The 17,614-nt window shown below is 50.5% G+C and carries 11 protein-coding genes; 4 read left to right on the forward strand and 7 right to left on the reverse strand.

From position 1 onward, the window contains the following. The first annotated feature begins 92 nt into the window (after positions 1–92). The gene (locus H6G89_RS27820; RefSeq protein WP_199336973.1) at positions 93–1,877 is read left to right on the forward strand and encodes a response regulator; all 1,785 of its coding nucleotides are present in this window, start codon (positions 93–95) and stop codon (positions 1,875–1,877) included. 24 nt (positions 1,878–1,901) lie between these two features. Here H6G89_RS27820 and H6G89_RS27825 read toward each other — a convergent pair whose 3' ends face one another. Next, a complete protein-coding gene (locus H6G89_RS27825) occupies positions 1,902–2,309 on the reverse strand; it encodes a hypothetical protein (RefSeq protein ID WP_190512793.1) in 408 nt (135 codons plus the stop codon). Positions 2,310–2,725: 416 nt separating this feature from the next. Between H6G89_RS27825 and asnS the strand changes: the two genes are divergently transcribed. Beyond that, positions 2,726–4,117 (forward strand): asparagine--tRNA ligase, encoded by a 1,392-nt coding sequence (gene asnS / locus H6G89_RS27830; protein WP_190512795.1) that lies wholly within the window; start codon positions 2,726–2,728, stop codon positions 4,115–4,117. A 129-nt stretch (positions 4,118–4,246) separates the two neighbouring features. On the opposite strand, the gene H6G89_RS27835 is transcribed toward asnS, so the two are convergent. The 3 genes from H6G89_RS27835 to hpsE (H6G89_RS27845) form a co-directional block, all read right to left on the reverse strand. Continuing rightward, positions 4,247–5,095 carry a 2OG-Fe(II) oxygenase gene (locus tag H6G89_RS27835; protein ID WP_190512797.1) on the reverse strand — a complete coding sequence of 283 codons (849 nt, stop codon included), beginning with the start codon at positions 5,093–5,095 and terminating at the stop codon, positions 4,247–4,249. A gap of 96 nt (positions 5,096–5,191) precedes the next feature. Continuing rightward, positions 5,192–6,166, reverse strand: coding sequence for a hormogonium polysaccharide biosynthesis glycosyltransferase HpsE (hpsE, locus tag H6G89_RS27840; protein WP_190512799.1), 975 nt, complete (start codon positions 6,164–6,166; stop codon positions 5,192–5,194). Positions 6,167–6,170: 4 nt separating this feature from the next. Beyond that, a complete protein-coding gene (hpsE, locus tag H6G89_RS27845; protein WP_190512801.1) occupies positions 6,171–7,151 on the reverse strand; it encodes a hormogonium polysaccharide biosynthesis glycosyltransferase HpsE in 981 nt (326 codons plus the stop codon). Positions 7,152–7,395: 244 nt separating this feature from the next. On the opposite strand from hpsE (H6G89_RS27845), the gene polA reads away from it, so the two are divergent. Both polA and H6G89_RS27855 read left to right on the forward strand, forming a co-directional pair. Further along, positions 7,396–10,332, forward strand: coding sequence for a DNA polymerase I (gene polA, locus H6G89_RS27850; protein ID WP_190512803.1), 2,937 nt, complete (start codon positions 7,396–7,398; stop codon positions 10,330–10,332). After that, positions 10,301–10,531 carry a hypothetical protein gene (locus H6G89_RS27855; RefSeq protein WP_190512805.1) on the forward strand — a complete coding sequence of 77 codons (231 nt, stop codon included), beginning with the start codon at positions 10,301–10,303 and terminating at the stop codon, positions 10,529–10,531. The genes polA and H6G89_RS27855 overlap by 32 nt, the downstream gene beginning before the upstream one ends. Here H6G89_RS27855 and H6G89_RS27860 read toward each other — a convergent pair. From H6G89_RS27860 to H6G89_RS27870, 3 genes are all read right to left on the reverse strand, one after another. Beyond that, on the reverse strand, positions 10,505–12,487 hold the full coding sequence (locus H6G89_RS27860) for a chloride channel protein (protein ID WP_190512807.1): 1,983 nt from the start codon (positions 12,485–12,487) through the stop codon (positions 10,505–10,507). The two genes, H6G89_RS27855 and H6G89_RS27860, sit on opposite strands and share 27 nt — an antisense overlap. A 105-nt stretch (positions 12,488–12,592) precedes the next feature. Then, positions 12,593–13,840 carry an ATP-binding response regulator gene (locus tag H6G89_RS27865; RefSeq protein WP_190512809.1) on the reverse strand — a complete coding sequence of 416 codons (1,248 nt, stop codon included), beginning with the start codon at positions 13,838–13,840 and terminating at the stop codon, positions 12,593–12,595. A 52-nt stretch (positions 13,841–13,892) separates the two neighbouring features. Beyond that, entirely contained in the window at positions 13,893–17,444 is a 3,552-nt protein-coding gene (locus tag H6G89_RS27870; RefSeq protein ID WP_190512811.1) for an ATP-binding protein, read from the reverse strand. Positions 17,445–17,614 lie beyond the last annotated feature (170 nt).

Raw genomic sequence — 17,614 nt, forward strand, 5'->3', positions numbered from 1 at the left:
TTAGTTTAAGCAAGAGAGCATTCAGTCACGACAAACCACGATGGAAAAGATTAGAAACGTTTAACTAAATTTGACTCCGCCCGTCTCTGCAAATGTCTGTCAAATCTATGCTAAATCCTTCTTCAATTAATATCCTGGTGGTTGATGACACTCCTGATAATCTGCGCCTGTTAACCAAAATTTTGGAGTCTGAGCATTATACAGTGCGTAAATCGCTGACTGGCAAAATGGCATTACAGGCGGCTCGCCGTGATCCACCCAATTTAATTCTGCTGGATGTCAATATGCCAGAGATGAATGGATACGAAGTTTGTCAACAGTTAAAAGCTTCAAAAGCAACAGCCCATATTCCTGTTATTTTTGTTAGTGCGCTGGATCAAATCGTTGACAAAATTCGTGCTTTTGAAGTGGGTGGGCAAGACTATATCACTAAACCATTTCAAGAATTAGAAGTACTGGCACGAATCAAAAATCAACTCCTGATCCAACAACAACGACAACAACTGGAACAAGAAGTTCGAGAGCGACAAATTGCAGAAGCTGAAGTTCGACGATTAAACGCCGGACTAGAAAGGCAAATTCAAGTTCGCACTTTAAAGTTAGAACAATCATTGCGATTTGAAACTACGCTCAAACGTATTTCTGACAAAGTTCGCGACTCTTTAGATCAACATCAAATTCTACAAACAGCCGTAGAAGAATTGGCGATCGCCCTAGAGGTCAATTGTTGCGATGCCGTGCTTTACAACCCCGATCATCAATCGTCGATGATCCGATATCAATATGTTGCTTCTGGGTTAGAAGCAAACCAGGGGCAACTGCTTTACATGACTGATGCTCCTGAGATTTATGAGCAGTTGCAAAAACACCGATATTGTTTTGCTTTTTGCCAAATTCAACCCCTACCCATTCGCAATCACTCCGCTACACTCGCCTGCCCCATTTTTGATGAGCGGGTAGACCAGATTGGCATCCTCGGCGATTTGTGGCTTTTCAAAGACACTGCCTCTAGCTTTAGTGAACTCGAAATTCATCTCGTGCAACAAGTTGCTAACCAATGTGCGATCGCCCTACGACAGGCAAAACTTTATGAAGCAGCACAGACGCAAGTACAGGAATTAGAACGGCTTAACCAACTCAAAGACGATTTTTTGAGTACGATTTCCCATGAACTCCGAACCCCAATCGCCAGCATGAAGATGATCCTCAAGCTGTTGACGACCGTGACGGATCAGGGGCGCAATTTATTAGAAGAAATCTCTAAATCATCACCTGACAACAAAGTGGTTCATTACTTTAAGGTCTTGCAGGAGGAGTGCGATCGCGAGTTAAACCTGGTGGAAGATCTGTTAAGTCTGCAACACATCGAGGCAGGCACCTATGCGGCTCAACCCACATCCATTAACCTGCAAGACTTAATTCCCCATCTGGTGGAACCCTTTGAAGCTCGCACACAAACTCAACAGCAAAGCCTCCAGGTTTGCGTTGACCCTGATCTCCCCAGCATCTATCTCGACCCACGCTGCATCAACCGCATCATCACCGAACTCCTCAGCAACGCTTGCAAATACACCCCTGCTGGGGAGACGATTGCAATCTCAGCCAGTTTGGCTCACAACAACACAGTGGCTCACCTGAACCGTTGTTTACAACTCACCGTGACCAACACAGGGGTAGAAATTCCCTCAGAGGAGCTTTCTCGCATCTTTGATAAGTTCTACCGCATTCCTAACAACGATCCCTGGAAGCATGGCGGCACTGGGTTAGGCTTGGCATTAGTGAGAAAGCTGATAGAACAAATGGGCGGTGTGATCCGCGTCGAAAGTGATCCTCAGCAAACCTCGTTTATCGTCCAGTTGGGCTTGTCTATTGAGTGAGGTTGGTCAGACGGGTGGCAATCCTCATCTGCTCGACAGCGAACAAATCTGATTTGCCACGGTGTAATCGATCGAACGTTGTTCTTGCAGCACCCAGTTGGCAGGAGAGTCCAACTGGGGAGAATAGGTCACCTCTCCCAGACGGCAATTGACAATCAACACCTGAAACTCGAATACCCCATTACACATGACGCTGTTAACATCTCCCTGGGTGAACAAAACAATAATGCGACGTTCATCACCGTTGATCGTCAGCGTTTTAGGATTAGCGTAATAGCGGCAGTCGGTATCATCTTGAATGGGCAAGTTGTACCGACTCATCACGAAATCGTAGGTCTCTGCGTCTGGTAAGCCTGCGTGACTGGGGATAGGGGAAAGGTTAATGGCACTCCACAATCCAGCGATCGCCCCCAATATAAGATAAGGTCGCACAAACGTTTTCCTAGACATATCTAGACATCAGATCTCTATTCTCGATGTTTCTAAATCAAAAATCGTGACACTATCCACATTCACTGCCCCCTGAACTCCCCCAGGATTAGGGCACTTTGAATTCTGGAAGATGAACCAGAATTGGGCAGACAAACCGTATCTAGTCTGAGTTCGGGATGAAGAATAAAATCAACCTTTAACGGAGGCAGAGATTCAATTAGCAGGATTGCTAGAATCAAGTGTACTGCGAACATCCCACGGACGTCTTGCCCTGTGAGACGCCTGGGAGAAATCGTCGAACGAATCACTGGCACTTGTTCCTGAAGAGGTCATAACCGCTATGGTTAATGAAGAGACTTCATCAGGCTCCTGCCTAAATTGATTCTTCTCCATTTACCCCTATATTTCATTGCCCCATGACCATTCGCCGCATTGCTGATTTGCTCAAAACCGGACAACCCGATGAATCTGTCAATATCCAGGGTTGGGTTCGCACCAAACGGGAACTGAAAGAGTTCAGCTTTGTTGAAATTAATGACGGCTCATCCCTTGCCGGGTTACAGGTCGTGCTGAATCAAGACTTGCCAAATTACAGCGAGATGGTGCGGCAACTCAACACAGGTGCTTCGGTTGAGATCGCCGGAACGCTAGTCGCCTCCCTTGGCAAAGGACAGCGGATCGAGCTTAAAGCCGAAACCGTTGTGGTCTACGGTGAGGCTGATCCTGAAACCTACCCGTTGCAAAAGAAACGACACTCTTTTGAGTTCTTGCGAACCATTGGACATTTGCGATCGCGCACCAACACATTGGGTGCCGTGTTCCGGGTTCGCAATGCCTGTGCCACAGCTATCCATCAGTTCTTTCAGGAACGGGGGTTTTTATGGGTACACACTCCACTGATCACCGCTAGCGACTGTGAAGGAGCGGGTGAACTGTTTACCGTCACCACACTAAATCTCAAGCAAGTTCCTTTAACAGATGCCAAAGATATCGACTACAGCCAGGACTTCTTTGGTAAACCCGCCTATCTGACTGTGAGTGGTCAACTCGAAGCCGAGATCATGGCACTGGCGTTTACCAATGTCTACACCTTTGGTCCTACATTTCGGGCTGAAAACTCCAACACCTCACGCCACCTTGCCGAGTTTTGGATGGTGGAGCCAGAGATGGCGTTTTGTGCGCTCGATGGCAACATGGATCTGGCAGAGGCGTTTTTGAAGTACGTTTTCAAATACGTGCTCGACCATTGCTCAGACGATATGGAGTTCTTCCAGCAGCGGATCGAAAGCTCAGTGCTGGAGACGGCTGAGAATATCATCAACAGCGAATTTGGGCGAATTACCTACACCGAAGCGATCGCCCTCCTGGAAAAAGCAGACCGTACCTTTGAGTATCCCGTCTCCTGGGGGTTAGACCTGCAATCCGAGCACGAACGCTATCTGGCAGAGGAACTATTTAAGAAGCCCCTCATCGTGACGGATTATCCGACAGAAATCAAAGCTTTCTATATGCGGCTCAACGACGACGAAAAGACCGTTCGAGCCATGGATGTGTTAGCCCCCCGCATTGGCGAAATCATCGGCGGTTCCCAACGGGAAGAACGGTTGGATGTCTTGCAACGTCGCATTCGTGCCCAAAATATGCCCGAAGAAGACCTCTGGTGGTACTTAGATTTACGCCGCTATGGCACCGTCCCCCACTCCGGCTTTGGGTTAGGCTTTGAACGGTTAGTGCAGTTCATGACCGGAATGCAAAACATTCGGGATGTCATTCCCTTTCCTCGAACACCCCTGAGTGCAGACTTTTAGAAAAGAAAGGATAAGAGCGAAAGGATAAAGGATAAAAGGGAAAGCTCGTTTTAGCCTTTGTCCTTCATCGTTTAGCCTTTAGCCTTTAATCCTTCATCCTTTAGCCTTTATTCTTTAGCCTTTCCTCAACTACCGCCAAAAAATGCACTGTTTCTGCCGCTCTGACAGGTTCTCAGAGATGGCGACGAGTTGCTCGTGCTCCAAAATGGAACTGCACTCTTCGGGATTCTTGGGACGCCGGGAAGTGTAGGTAAAGAACATCGCCAGTCGCTCACCCTCGACAGGCATTCTACCCCGGTGGAAGACTGCACAGGTGTCTGTGAAGACGACTGTTCCGGCGTCTCCGGTGCAGGCAGCCCACTTCGAGGGAGGAACGGCTTTTTCAACGACAGCATCTTCAATAAAGCCGTAATTGCGTTTGAAGACCCAGGGGGGTGGGGTCATGGATTTAGGAATGTACTCGTAGGGACCGTTATTAATGCCAACGTTATTGAAATAAACGATGATTTTCGCCATGCGACGGTCTTCGATGTCGATGTGCCATTGGCGCGTGCCTTGCTGAGAGCCATCCGCTACATCGCGTCGGAAGGACACCCCATGGTAGGCAGCAGGCAACCCCAGATAGCTTTCGATAATATCCAGCAACCGCTCCTCTAAGCCCCAGAGAAAGAGATCGGGGTATTTCATCAATTGTTCGGGGTTGGCACGAGCATAGGCCCGGTTTTTCTTCTTTGGAATATTGAGCAGTTCCGGCAGGATGTTGTTAGCTGCCTCTAGCATCTGGGGTGTGGAGGGAATGCTAAGTGTCTCTAAAGAGGTGCGATGGGTGCCCTCTTCGCGCAAGCCCTCAACCACGGTGCGATCGCCCTCTGATAGTTGAGGCAACTGCCCGGAGTACTTCATCAGGTCAGCCCTATAAGAGACGTAATTAAAACTGGAGGCAACCTGTGAAACTTTTTTCTGTAATTTTCCAAGCATGAGAGTGATCCAAAGTAATGAAATTCAAAGGGTTGTGAGATGGGGGTCAGGATCCGCTATCTGACCAACTAGAATGACCAAACCGGGACAACCAGGCTAGGACGACCAGGCTTTGTCTAAACTGGCTTTGAGCGAATAAAAAGGGCTAATCAAACTACTGATAAAAAAGGTCATTTCGCATTCAGCGATCAGATCCGATTTCACTTTGCCCCGATATTTAATCAGATGCAACACAATGCGGCGCAGGTTCCCACCCATAATTTTCACGGCAATAATGGGTTTTTGCCAGTTTGTAACCCCTACAACTCGCAGTTGATAGATACACAGCCCTGCTGTACGAATTAGCTTGAGCAATGATTCTCGCTCTAGCCGTTGAGGTGGAATCTGGTGATAGATGTGCATCGTGGGGCAATACCAGATCTCCCACCCCTTGCGGTGCAAGTGCAAGGAAATCTCGAAGTCGTTGCCACCCCGACCCGTCCGTACCAGTTGCGCCGGAACGCTATCGAGCCAGGCTTGCCGCCGTACCACCAGACCTGCCCCAGCAGGAAGGCTGAGTTTTTCCGGTTCATAGCGGTTGGGTTTGGAGCCACGCTTCTTAATCGCGAAAAAGGATTCAATCCGCTCAAAGTTTTCGGGCGGGGGGGCTTCAAACTCTCCGTGGACTTGCCCACCAAAGGCTCCAGCCTGAGGATATTCCTGACCGAATGCGTAGGAGGCCGCAACCCAATCGGGAGCAGGCAGCGTGTCATCATCCAGGAAGCCGACAAAGGTACCTCTGGCGTTTTCAACCGCACACTGGCGGGCATAGGCAAGCCCTTGCTTAGGCTCAAAGCAATAGCGCAATTCGGAACCTGACCACGATTCCTGATAGGTTTTGACGACATCAGCGGTATTGTCACTGCTGTTGTTATCAACCACAATCACTTCCCACTTGAGGGAGGAGTCTGTCACCTGCGATCGCAGTCGGTCGAGGACTTTAGGGATGCGATCGCCCCCGTTATAGGTCGGAATCGCCACTGTGACGTCAATCGAGGATGAATCAGGGAGAGGGGAGTCAACAACAGACATAGGCTTAAGCTCGATTCGCAGGGGTGACACGTTTTGCAGAACTGAAGAATCGCTTTTTCCAGAGAAAGAAGGGGCTGATCAGGTTACTTACTAACAACTCTTTTTCACAAGCAGCAACCAGGTCATCTTGTATTGCCATGCGGTATTTCAACGTATGCCGTACTAACTTGTGCAAATCATTAAGCATATAGACCGAAAACGCGAAGGGACGCTGCCATGCTTTAACCCGCAACATCCGGATGTGATGACTGCTCAAGCCAACACAGCGAAAGAGGGATAGCAAGTACTCCTTTTCGAGTCGCCACTTAGGAATTTTGTGATGCATATGCATGTCGGGGTTGTACCAAATTTCCCACCCTGCGTTTTGGATGTATAACCCAACTTCCAGATCTTCGCTGGCTAATCCGGCATCCTTCCCGGCGTTATTGAGCACCAGTTGAGCGGGTACTGTGTCTAGCCAGACCTGGCGACGCACCACTAAGCCCGCACCGGGAGGCAACAGTTTTTTCTGCGGTTCGTAAATATAGGGCTTAGACCCCCGTTCGACGATCGCCAGAAACATTGCAATCTTCTTAAAGTTTTTCGGTGGACTCACCTCAAAGTCACCGTGAATTTGGCTGCCAAATGCTCCTGCTTTGGGATGCTCTTTGCCAAAGGCATAGGCCGCCGCGACCCAATCGGTCGCAGGAATATTATCGTCGTCTAGAAACCCAACAAACTCACTGTCAGACTCTTCGATCGCCCGTTGGCGGGCAAACGCCGCACCCTGGCGAGTTTCTTTAATATATTTAAGTGGGCAGTTTGTTAACCATTGGGTTTGATAGTGCTGAACGACAGCGGCTGTGCCATCAGTGCTGTTGTTGTCAACAACGATCACCTCCCACGAAAAAGGCTCGGTTGCCACTTGAGCTTTGAGGCGATCGAGTACTTCTGGGAGACGCTGCTCACCGTTGTAGGTCGGAATAGCTACAGTAAAATCAACCATAAACCTTTGATTTAGTAGAACCTAAGGAATTACGTAACGCTTTGTAATCAGGAGGCACTACACTTTAATATCTGCCTCAAATAGTAACGATTCAGGTCAAAAGAGCACCAGCTTAACCAGCAGACTTTATTTAGTCTTTACAAGGTGTCCTCCTCCAGCCGATGGAATTATGAAGTTAGAGAGCACCTTAGGATCAATACACGATCAACCTTTAATAACCTCTCATAGAGTAGAAACTGCGACAATGCCCCTAGATACTTCTGCCACAACTCCTGTTCTTCTGCTGATTGATGGGCATTCCCTGGCATTTCGCTCCTATTTTGCCCATGCGAAGGGGCGAGATGGAGGGTTGCGAACCTCAACAGGGATTCCCACCAGTGTGTCTTATGGGTTTCTCAAATCGCTGCTGGACACGATGGAGATGGAGAAGCCTGACTACATGGCGATCGCCTTTGATGTGGGTGATCCTACGTTTCGTCATGATGCGGATCAGACTTACAAGGAGGGCAGACCAGAGGCACCCGAAGATTTCGAGCCTGACCTGAAAAACCTGAAGGAGTTGTTGACGGCACTCAATCTGCCGATCATTATGGCTCCGGGTTACGAGGCAGACGATATTATCGGCACCTTGACCCGACGAGCCAGTGCTGAAGGCTTGCAGGTGAAGATTTTGACGGGCGATCGCGATTTGTTTCAATTGGTCGATCAAGACCAGCGAGTGTCTGTGCTCTATCTCAGTACAGTGTTTGCTCAGCGGGGCGGATCGCCTCCTCCACGCGAGTTTGGTCCTCAGCAAGTGAAGGAAAAAATGGGCATCATGCCCTCACAAGTCGTGGACTACAAAGCCCTTTGCGGCGACTCGTCAGACAATATTCCAGGTGTCAAGGGCATTGGTGATAAAACGGCTGTGCAACTGCTGACGACCTACGGTTCACTGGAGCAGGTGTATGCCCATCTGGATGAGTTGAAGGGAGCCGTTCGCAAGAAACTGGAGGAAGGTCGCGAAGCGGCAATGCACTCGCAATACCTGGCTCAAATTCATTTAGATGTGCCAGTTGAAGTGCAATTAGAGGATTGCAAACTTAAGGGCTTTGATGATGCGGTGATTGTGCCTTTGTTTGAGAAGTTGGAGTTTCGCACGTTTCTCAACAAGATTCGGCAGTTGCGGCATCGTTTTGGTGGTGAAGCGGGAGAGGCAATGGCTGAAACCCCTGCAACAGCAAAAGCTCAGGAAAGCATTCGCATCCCTGAATTTCCGGAGGAGGATGACGATCTGTGGTTCTTCAGCGCAGAGGACACCAAAGCGGCTCAGCAAGAAGTTCCGCTGGAAATCTCACCACAGATTATCGATACACCTGAGAAATTACATCAACTGGTGACTCACCTCAAGACCTTTACTGACCCCACTCGCCCGATCGCCTGGGATACAGAAACGGATGCTCTGGAACCGAAAGATGCCAACTTAGTGGGGATTGGCTGCTGCTGGGGGGGAGAACTGAATGAGATGGCTTACATTCCCCTGGGACACAAGAGCGGCGGTAATCTGGAACTGGCGGTGGCATTAGAGGCATTGCGCCCGGTGCTGGAGTCAGCGGATTACCCCAAAGCGTTGCAAAATGCCAAGTTCGATCGCCTGATGTTGCGGGCTCAAGGCATTTGCTTGAGGGGAGTGGTCTTTGACACGATGCTGGCCAGTTATGTGTTGAATCCAGATAACAGCCACAACCTGACGGATTTGAGCCGCAAATATCTGGGGATCAATCCTCAAGGGTATGAGGAGTTGGTTCCTAAGGGCAAAACGATCGCGGACATTGCTATTCCTGCGGTTGCTCAGTACTGCGGCATGGATGTGCACACCACCTGGCAACTGGTGCCCAAGCTGAGAGCCGAATTAGAGCAGTTTCCTAAACTGTTGCAACTGCTGCTTACTGTTGAGCAACCGCTGGAACCTGTTTTAGCTGAGATGGAGCACACCGGAATTCACATTGACCAGGCGTATCTCAAGGAGTTTTCTCAGAAGCTGGATCAGGATTTAAAGGCGATCGAGCAACAAGCCTATGAGGTGGCGGGGCAGACCTTTAGCCTGGGTTCACCAAAGCAGTTAGGGGAACTGTTGTTTGAAAAGTTGGGACTCGATCGCCGCAAATCGCGCAAAACTAAAACAGGCTATTCCACGGATGCGGCGACGCTAGAGAAACTGCAAGGTGATCATCCCGTTGTAGATGCGATTTTGGAATATCGTACGTTGTCCAAGCTGAAATCAACCTATGTGGATGCATTACCGTTGCTCGTACATCCCTCGACGCAGCGGGTTCACACGGACTTCAATCAGGCGATCACTTCGACAGGGCGGTTGTCTTCCTCTAATCCCAACTTGCAAAATATCCCGATTCGCACTGCCTTTAGTCGTCAGATTCGCAAGGCATTTATCCCTGAACCGGGTTGGCTCCTGGTGGCAGCGGACTACTCGCAGATTGAATTGCGAATTTTGGCGCACCTGAGTCAGGAACCCGTCTTGATCGAAACTTACCAGAATAATCAAGACGTTCACTCGCTGACGGCTCGTCTGCTGTTTGAGAAGGACGACATCAGCCCAGAAGAGCGGCGACTGGCAAAGGTGATTAACTTTGGGGTGATCTACGGCATGGGGGCACAGCGGTTTGCCCGTGAGTCCGGGTTCAAAACTGCCGATGCCAAGATGTTTATCGAGCGGTTTAACGATCGCTATTCTCAGGTGTTTGGCTACTTGCAACAGATGCAACGGGAGGCGATCGCTCACGGTTATGTCGAAACCATTCTGGGTCGTCGGCGATATTTCAACTTTGCGTCAGAAAGCCTGAAGCGGTTGCGAGGCAATACGCCTGAGTCGATTGATCTTGACCAACTTAAGCTGCGGGATCAGTATGATGCTCAGTCACTCCGGGCGGCAGCCAATGCCCCAATCCAGGGGTCGAGTGCAGATATTATCAAGTTGGCGATGATCCGGCTACACGAGTTATTAAAAGGCAGACAGGCGCGGTTGCTGTTGCAAGTGCATGATGAACTGGTGTTTGAGGTGCATCCTTCGGAGTGGGAAGAGTTGCAGGGTGAGATCAAGTCGGTGATGGAGTCAGCGGTTGAGTTGACGGTGCCGTTGCGGGTGGAGATTCATGCGGGTCCAAACTGGATGGAAGCGAAATAATCAGTTGGGAGAGCCAAGCATTGGGGGGTTCTCCCCCAAACCCCCGATTGGGGGACGCCACTGCCTCCCCCAAACCCCCCAGCAGAAGGTGTTTCGGTTTACCCAAAATCGCGCTTCGCATCTGCGCCAAGTACGGGTGCCTCTGTTCCTTAAGCCCTATTGGGTGGAAGATTTAGGGGCGATCGCTCACGGGTGTTAACTCATCGTCAGTCGAACTCGCTTCTAACGTTTTGCCGTTGGTTTCTAGCAGGTGAGTTTTGGCAGCGGTTTGAAGGACTTCTTCGGTGCGGGCAATGTTTTGTGCCAGGGTGATGTCTTGATCGGTTAATAAGCCGATGACCTGATCGGGATGTTCTCGATCGACAACAGGTAACTGGTGTAGCCCTCGTGCTGCCATGCGAGCGATCGCCTCTGAGAGCAACTCATCTTTGTAGGCGTGGAGCACATCGGTGGTGCAGAGTTGACCAATGGGCTTATGGGCGATGTTCCAGACATCTACCTCGGTTTTGGGGCGAGTCATGAGTCGGTTAAAGTCATGCAGCGTAAGGATGCCCAGCAGTTGTTGCCCTTCCCCCAACACCAGGGCGCAATGGCTGCGATGTTCCACCAGCGATCGCCCTGCTTCTTCCAACGTCACGTCACCCGACAAGACGAGAGGAATCGGTTGCATCGCCTCCACGACTCGTAGCGGCAACAGACACTCGGTTGCTGTCGTTGTTTCTGCTTTGGGTTCCTGCTGCTCCCCATCGGAATCCAGCACCACCGTTGGTTGCAGTCGCTCTACCAACCAGATGCTCAGCCCAACCGCTGCCATCAACGGTAGGACGATGCGGTAATCTTGCGTCAACTCAAACAACAACAAAATGGCTGTCAGGGGCGCACGCACACTTCCGGCTAAAACGGCTGCCATGCCGACCATCGCATAGGCGGGGGGGGATGCCATGTAGGGATGGAGGGAAGGAAAGGCGATCGCCAAAATCTTGGCATAGGCCGAACCCAGTGACGCTCCCAAAAACAGCGCAGGGGCAAACACACCGCCAACAAAACCGCTACCAAAGCTGAGAGCCGTCATCGCCAGTTTAATCACCAGTAGCGACACCACCAGCAACAAGGAAAACTGCACATCCTGCAACATCGCCTCCACCGTCTCGTAGCCCACCCCCAAAATCTGTGGGAAGTAGAGCGCAACGATCCCAACGATCGCCCCTCCCAACACAGGATGAAATGGCAACGGAATCGTCGCTAACCAGCGCAGTCCAGCCACTTGCCCCTGAAACGACTGCTGCGACACTGACATCAGCTTCTTATACAGAACCGAGATCAGGCTAGCGGCTAAACCCAACCCAATGTAGAGCGGCAGTTCTAGCAAGCTCCGCACTTCATAAGCAGGGAGCGAAAAGGCAGGTTGAAACCCTAAGCCGATTTGGGCAATCCACGCCGCAACGACGGCCGCTAATAAGACAACACTCACTGCCGACGTGGCAAACGTTGTGCCTAACACCACCTCCAGAGCAAAAAACACTCCGGCGATCGGGGCATTAAATCCGGCAGCTAACCCCGCTGCGGCTCCGGCACTGAGCAAAAGTTGTTGTCGCTGTTGTGAAACTCTTAATACCTGCCCCAACAGCAAACTAAAATTTGCGCCAATCTCTACACTCGGTCCTTCGGGACCCAGTGAAGCCCCGCTACCCAGTGAAATCGCTGCCGCTACCATCTTACTAATTGGCTTTAGGGGCAACAACTCTCGTCCACCCTGTACCATTTCCATCAATGCGGCTAACCCCGGACCAAAATCTTTGAGTTGCCAGCGCATTAGCCCCACCATTAACCCCCCCAACAGCGGGATCAGAGCTAACGTCCAATGTCCCCAAACGGATAGAAACCCACTGACCTCCTCCAACATGAAGCGATGAATCCAGTGGATCAGAAAGCGAAAAATCACCACCCCAGAGCCAGCCCCCGTGCCAATCAGAATCGCCAACAGCAACACCACCGTTTCGGGGTTGGGTTGGAGGCGATTGAGAATGCGAGTCAGACGAGAGATCGTCGGAGCAGACGCGGAATCGGTTGATGTGGAAGATGTTGGAGTTGGAGTCGTTGGAGTTGGCGCAATTGGAAGTTGAGACAGTCCCTTGAGGTCAGGGGTCTGGGTCATTGTCGTTGGGTAAGGGCTAGGTCAGGGCAATCAATACGAGGAAGGAACTCACGTTACTTCTATTGTGCTGGATACGGTGCCAGAAATGGGGTGGAACTCAAAAGATTATTCGCACACCGGAAGCGTGAACCAAAACGTGGCTCCCTGCTGAGGTTGACTCTCAATGCCAATCTCACCGCCATGTGCCTGGATGATTTGCTGACAAAGATATAGCCCCAACCCAAGCCCAACCGATTTGCGTTTTTGGCTGCCCTGAAAGTAGAGATCAAACAACTTATGTTGCTGATCGGGGTCAACACCAACACCATTGTCATGAACGGTGCAACGAACCCAATGCGTTCCGGGTTCGGCATTGAGCACAATCTTTAACCCTGGTGGATTGTGTTTGAGGGCGTTGGCAATCAAGTTTTGATAGACCCGCGATAGTTGTAACGGATCAACCTTGACCAGAGGAAGTGCAGTAGGAATGAGATTAACCAGGGTGGCTTGTTCCCGCTCTAGCAGAGGTTGTAGATCGGCGATCGCCCCCTGCACCAGATCATGCAACCGCATCGACTGACAATTGAGGTTAATACCCCAAACCTCCACCGCGTGAGTTTCGATGAGAGAATCAATCAAGTCGAGTTGACGGGCATTGCTCTGGATCATCCGATCGAGAATGGCACGGGGAATGGCGATCGCCTCCCCCGATTGTTGGCTCAGGTTATTGAGTACCATCGACGTCCCCATAACGGGATTGCGGAGATCGTGCGATACCGCATTGAGAAACACATTCAACTGCTGACGCAGATTGGCTTCCAGGGTGCGGAGTTGTTCGTTGGCTGTTTGCAATTCTGACGTGCGATCTTGCACCCGCATCTCCAACTCCTGGTTCAATGTTTTAAGCGCGGCTTCAGCGGCAATGCGATCGCACACTTCCTGTTGCAGTTGGGTGTTTTGGTGTTGCAACTGATTTTGTAATTTTTTGATCTTGAGGTGAGTGTTGATCCGTGCTAACACCTCTTGCCCTTGAAAAGGTTTGTTGATGTAGTCCACGCCTCCCACATCAAACGCCATCACCTTGTCAAATACGTCATCCAGGGCACTGATAAAGATAACGGGAATATCTCTATATTCAGACTCCTTCAGATGGCGGCAGACCTCATACCCCGTCATGTCAGGCATCCGAATATCCAGCAGGATTAGATCGGGGGCGATCGCCTGAACCGCTTGCAGTGCCCGTTCTCCGTTGATCGCTTTGCGGACTTTGTAACCATTCTCGCTCAACATAATCGACAACAACCGCAGATTATCGGGGGTGTCATCGACAACCAAAATATCAGCAGCGGAGGCGTGAGCTTCGGGGGTATTCATATCAACGCTCTATGAGATTCAACGCTCTGTAAGATTTAATACTCTATAGGATTCAACGCTCTGTGAGATCACTAACGGTGTCGAGACGGAAATCGTCGATTAACTGAGTCAGGGCGATCGCCAGATCAGCATGGGCTTTGGGGATCTGGGCAACCAGGCTCAACGCCAGGGCATCGTCTCCACTCACAGCTGCCTGGTGCAAGGCATCGATCCACTCTATCGACATCACCTGCAATCGCTCCGGTGTAAGCGTTGCCTTTGCCTGATAGCGGGACATTGGAGCTATATAGAGCGGCGACGGTTGAACCGTTAAATCGGCAACCGTGATCAATACGTCGTCGCTATAGAGAAACTCTACACCCAAATGTTCGGCTAGCTTCTCCCAAATGGTGCTGGCACGAAACGGTTTGCGTACTAAATCGTCACAACCTGCACCCAACACCACGCCCCGCTCTTCCTCGAAGGCACTGGCAGTGAGAGCGATGATTTTAGTCAATGGTTGGGGGTCAGTGGTCAATGGTAGATGGTCAGTGGTCAATGGTGGATGGTCAGTGGTCAATGGTGGATGGTCAGTGGTCAATGGTTGGGGGTCAGTGGTCAATGGTGGATGGTCAGTGGTCAATGGTTCAGGATCATTAGATTCTGGATTACTCGCAATGGGCAATTGACGATTGACGATTGACTCTGATAGCGATTGACGATTGACGATTGACTCTGATAACGATTGACGATTGACGATTGACGATTGACTCGGTTGACGATTAACGATTGACTCGGTTGACGATTGACCCTTAACTATTGACTCCTTATTGCGAATTTGTCGGGTAGCTTCGTAGCCATCCATCACAGGCATTCGCATGTCCATCCAGATCAGGTGAGGGTGCCAGCGTTCCCAAAGGGCGATCGCCTCTCGTCCGTTACTTGCCTCTTGCACCTCAAAGCCAAACGGTTCAATGAGCTGAGTCATCAGCAGGCGATTATCTCGGACATCATCCACCACCAGAATGCGGTAAGTAGGTTGTCCGGGTGCCAGTCCCACCACGCGGCGTGTGGTCTTAGGCGTGGTGAGTTCAGTGGAACTGCTCGCCTGCGCCTGAATCTCAAACTGAAAGATGCTGCCCTGCCCAACAGTGCTGGTAACCGTGATATCGCCCCCCATCAACTGCACAAAATGGCGACTGATGGTTAGCCCCAACCCCGTTCCCTGATTAGATTGTCGCCCTGTCTCCGTTTGCACAAAGGGTTTGAACAGTTTAGAGATTTCGTGGGGTGCAATCCCAGTTCCGGTGTCCTCTACTTCAAATTGCAGAACGATCGCATTTTGAGTTTCGTCTCCTGGAGGCTCACCCTCAGTTGACGCTGGGATGGTTGCCGATTTGCTGTCAGCGGTAGCTGGAGTTTGTTGCCGTACGCGCAAGGTGACACCACCATCGTGAGTAAACTTGACCGCATTGCCCAACAAGTTAATCAACACCTGACGCAGTTTGTTTTCGTCAGTTTTGACATATTGCGGCACGCCAGGAGCGAGATCGAGGATCAGTTGCAAGCCTTTAGATTTGGCTCGCAGTTCCAACATCTCAGTGAGGGTTTCGAGCAGGTAATACAGATCAAACGAGGTGGGATTGAGGGTGACTCGTCCTGCCTCGATTTTGGACATGTCTAACACATCGTTAATCAGTGCCAGCAGGTGTTCGCCACTGCGGCTAATGATGTTGAGATTGTCCTTTTGTCGAGTGGAAGCTTGCGCGTCGTTGAGCATGACCTGCGTGAAACCCAAAATGGCATTGAGCGGCGTTCGCAGTTCGTGGCTCATGTTTGCCAAAAACTCACTCTTAGCCCGATTTGCGGCTTCTGCGGCTTCTTTTGCCTGTTGCAGGGCGACTTCTGCCTGTTTGCGATCGCTGATGTCACTGTTAACGTATAAAACACAGGGTTCGCCGTTGAGTTCAATCACCTCGGCTGACAACAACACGGTGCCAATCTCACCCGACTTTTTGCGGTAATCAATCTCTAGATTGTGAATGAAGCCTTGTTCTTGAAGGGTTTGAACCACCTTTTGAGCATCCTGTGGGTCAACCCACAGATTTAAGTCTTTGGCACTCTTACCGATCACCTCTTCTTCTGAATAGCCTGTTCGCTTCAGGTAACTATCATTCGCGTCAATGATTTTGCCGTCGGCCAACGTGGCGATCGCGATCGGTTCTGGCGAAAACCGAAATGCCGTTGAAAACTTTTCCTCTGATTGCCGCAAAGCTTCGGTACGCTCGGCAACTAGTTTTTCCAGCCCTTTAGAATATTCTGCCAGTTGCTCGTGGGAGAGCTTTAACTGGTGACTCATATGGTTAAATGCTCGTCCCAAAGTCTTCAGTTCTAGCGACCCACGGGCATTTACCTGTTGATTCCAGTTGCCCTGAGACAGAGATTCCGATGCCTGACTGAGTTCAAAGAGCGGTTTTGTGATCCAGCGGCTTGTGACAATGCTGATGATAATGGACACGACTAATGCTGCGAGACAGAGCAATGCCGTGTTGCGGATGTTTTCTTTAATCTTGCCAGTAAACTCAGATTCGGGAACCACGACCACTACCAGCCAGTTCAAGTCCTGCATCTCTTGCAGATACTCGCTGCTCATGTCGTACAGGGGTTTCACTTGCACAAAATAGCGATCGCCCCCAAACTCATAATCCAACGTCTGATTTGTCTTAATTTGAGTTAAATCTGCAAACTCATCTTCAAGATGGCGGGCGATCGCACGAGTCACTTCATTACCGCTGTAGATCGCCAGCAACCGTTCCTCAACCCCCTGGTTTGACCGCCGGATGGGTGGTTCATCGGTAGATGTTGCGACCAGCAAGCCATTTCGCTCCATGATGAAGGTCTGCCCGGTATCTCCCACCTTCAATTCCTGAAGAAACTCGCTCAGGCTAGACGGAGTCAGCGTTGCTGTCACTACCCCCAGCAACTCGCCATTCAACCCATACACAGGTTGACTCGCAGGGAGCAACAGTTGATTTGTGTCCCGTGCGGTATAGATGGTAGACCAGGTAGCTCTGCCTTTATTCACCGCTGCTTTATACCAGGAGCGAGCCCGTGGATCAAAATTGGTCAAGGGTTCACGAACCGTCGCACGATTGCCCTGAGATCCCATCGACCAGGTACGTGTCACCCCATCCATCGAGCGGTCAAGGATACCTAACCGGAATTCAAAAAATGGGCGACGACCAATACCAATGTAGTTGCCTGTTTCGGTGGCGATCGCAATGAAGGTGAGGTCTTTAAATTCCTTCATCTGCCGCCATAGATAGCGATCGAGGCTCTGCACATCGTTCAGATTGAGCAACCCCAGACGAATCGCACCCGCATTAATTTGATTAATCGTTTGAGGAGCTTCCAAATAGGTGTTGAGCTTGTCTGTGACGCGATCGCTCACTTCCTCTTGCAGTTGGCTCACCAAATCTTCAATCGCCTGCTTGCCAGCCAGATAGGAGAGATATCCGGTCAAGCCCACAATCGCGATAATCTGCAAGACAAACGGCACGATGAGCACCGTCCTCAAAGGAACCTTGCCCGAAATAGTGGCGACAAAGCGGCGTGCAGCTTGCATGGATGGGGGCTATTTAGAGGAAACGGACTCTACTAGAGAAAAACGGCTCTAGTCCAGAAAGTCAGAAAACAACGAGATACGGAGAAGGAATCACCAGTATCCACTAAATGTATCTGTAAACCTATATTTCGTTGCAGTTCGTTTCAGAAATTACAGGTTTGGGGAGATGA

The sequence above is a fragment of the Oscillatoria sp. FACHB-1407 genome, from assembly GCF_014697545.1.
GTDB lineage: Bacteria > Cyanobacteriota > Cyanobacteriia > Elainellales > Elainellaceae > FACHB-1407.

Excerpts from the sequence above, each read along its gene's own strand:
- H6G89_RS27870 (WP_190512811.1), bottom strand. The coding sequence starts at position 17,444 with ATGCAAGCTGCACGCCGCTTTGTCGCCACTATTTCGGGCAAGGTTCCT.
- polA (WP_190512803.1), top strand. The coding sequence starts at position 7,396 with ATGCCCCTAGATACTTCTGCCACAACTCCTGTTCTTCTGCTGATTGAT.
- H6G89_RS27855 (WP_190512805.1), top strand. The coding sequence starts at position 10,301 with ATGCGGGTCCAAACTGGATGGAAGCGAAATAATCAGTTGGGAGAGCCA.
- hpsE (WP_190512801.1), bottom strand. The coding sequence starts at position 7,151 with ATGGTTGATTTTACTGTAGCTATTCCGACCTACAACGGTGAGCAGCGT.
- H6G89_RS27820 (WP_199336973.1), top strand. The coding sequence starts at position 93 with ATGTCTGTCAAATCTATGCTAAATCCTTCTTCAATTAATATCCTGGTG.
- H6G89_RS27835 (WP_190512797.1), bottom strand. The coding sequence starts at position 5,095 with ATGCTTGGAAAATTACAGAAAAAAGTTTCACAGGTTGCCTCCAGTTTT.
- H6G89_RS27860 (WP_190512807.1), bottom strand. The coding sequence starts at position 12,487 with ATGACCCAGACCCCTGACCTCAAGGGACTGTCTCAACTTCCAATTGCG.
- H6G89_RS27865 (WP_190512809.1), bottom strand. The coding sequence starts at position 13,840 with ATGAATACCCCCGAAGCTCACGCCTCCGCTGCTGATATTTTGGTTGTC.
- hpsE (WP_190512799.1), bottom strand. The coding sequence starts at position 6,166 with ATGTCTGTTGTTGACTCCCCTCTCCCTGATTCATCCTCGATTGACGTC.
- asnS (WP_190512795.1), top strand. The coding sequence starts at position 2,726 with ATGACCATTCGCCGCATTGCTGATTTGCTCAAAACCGGACAACCCGAT.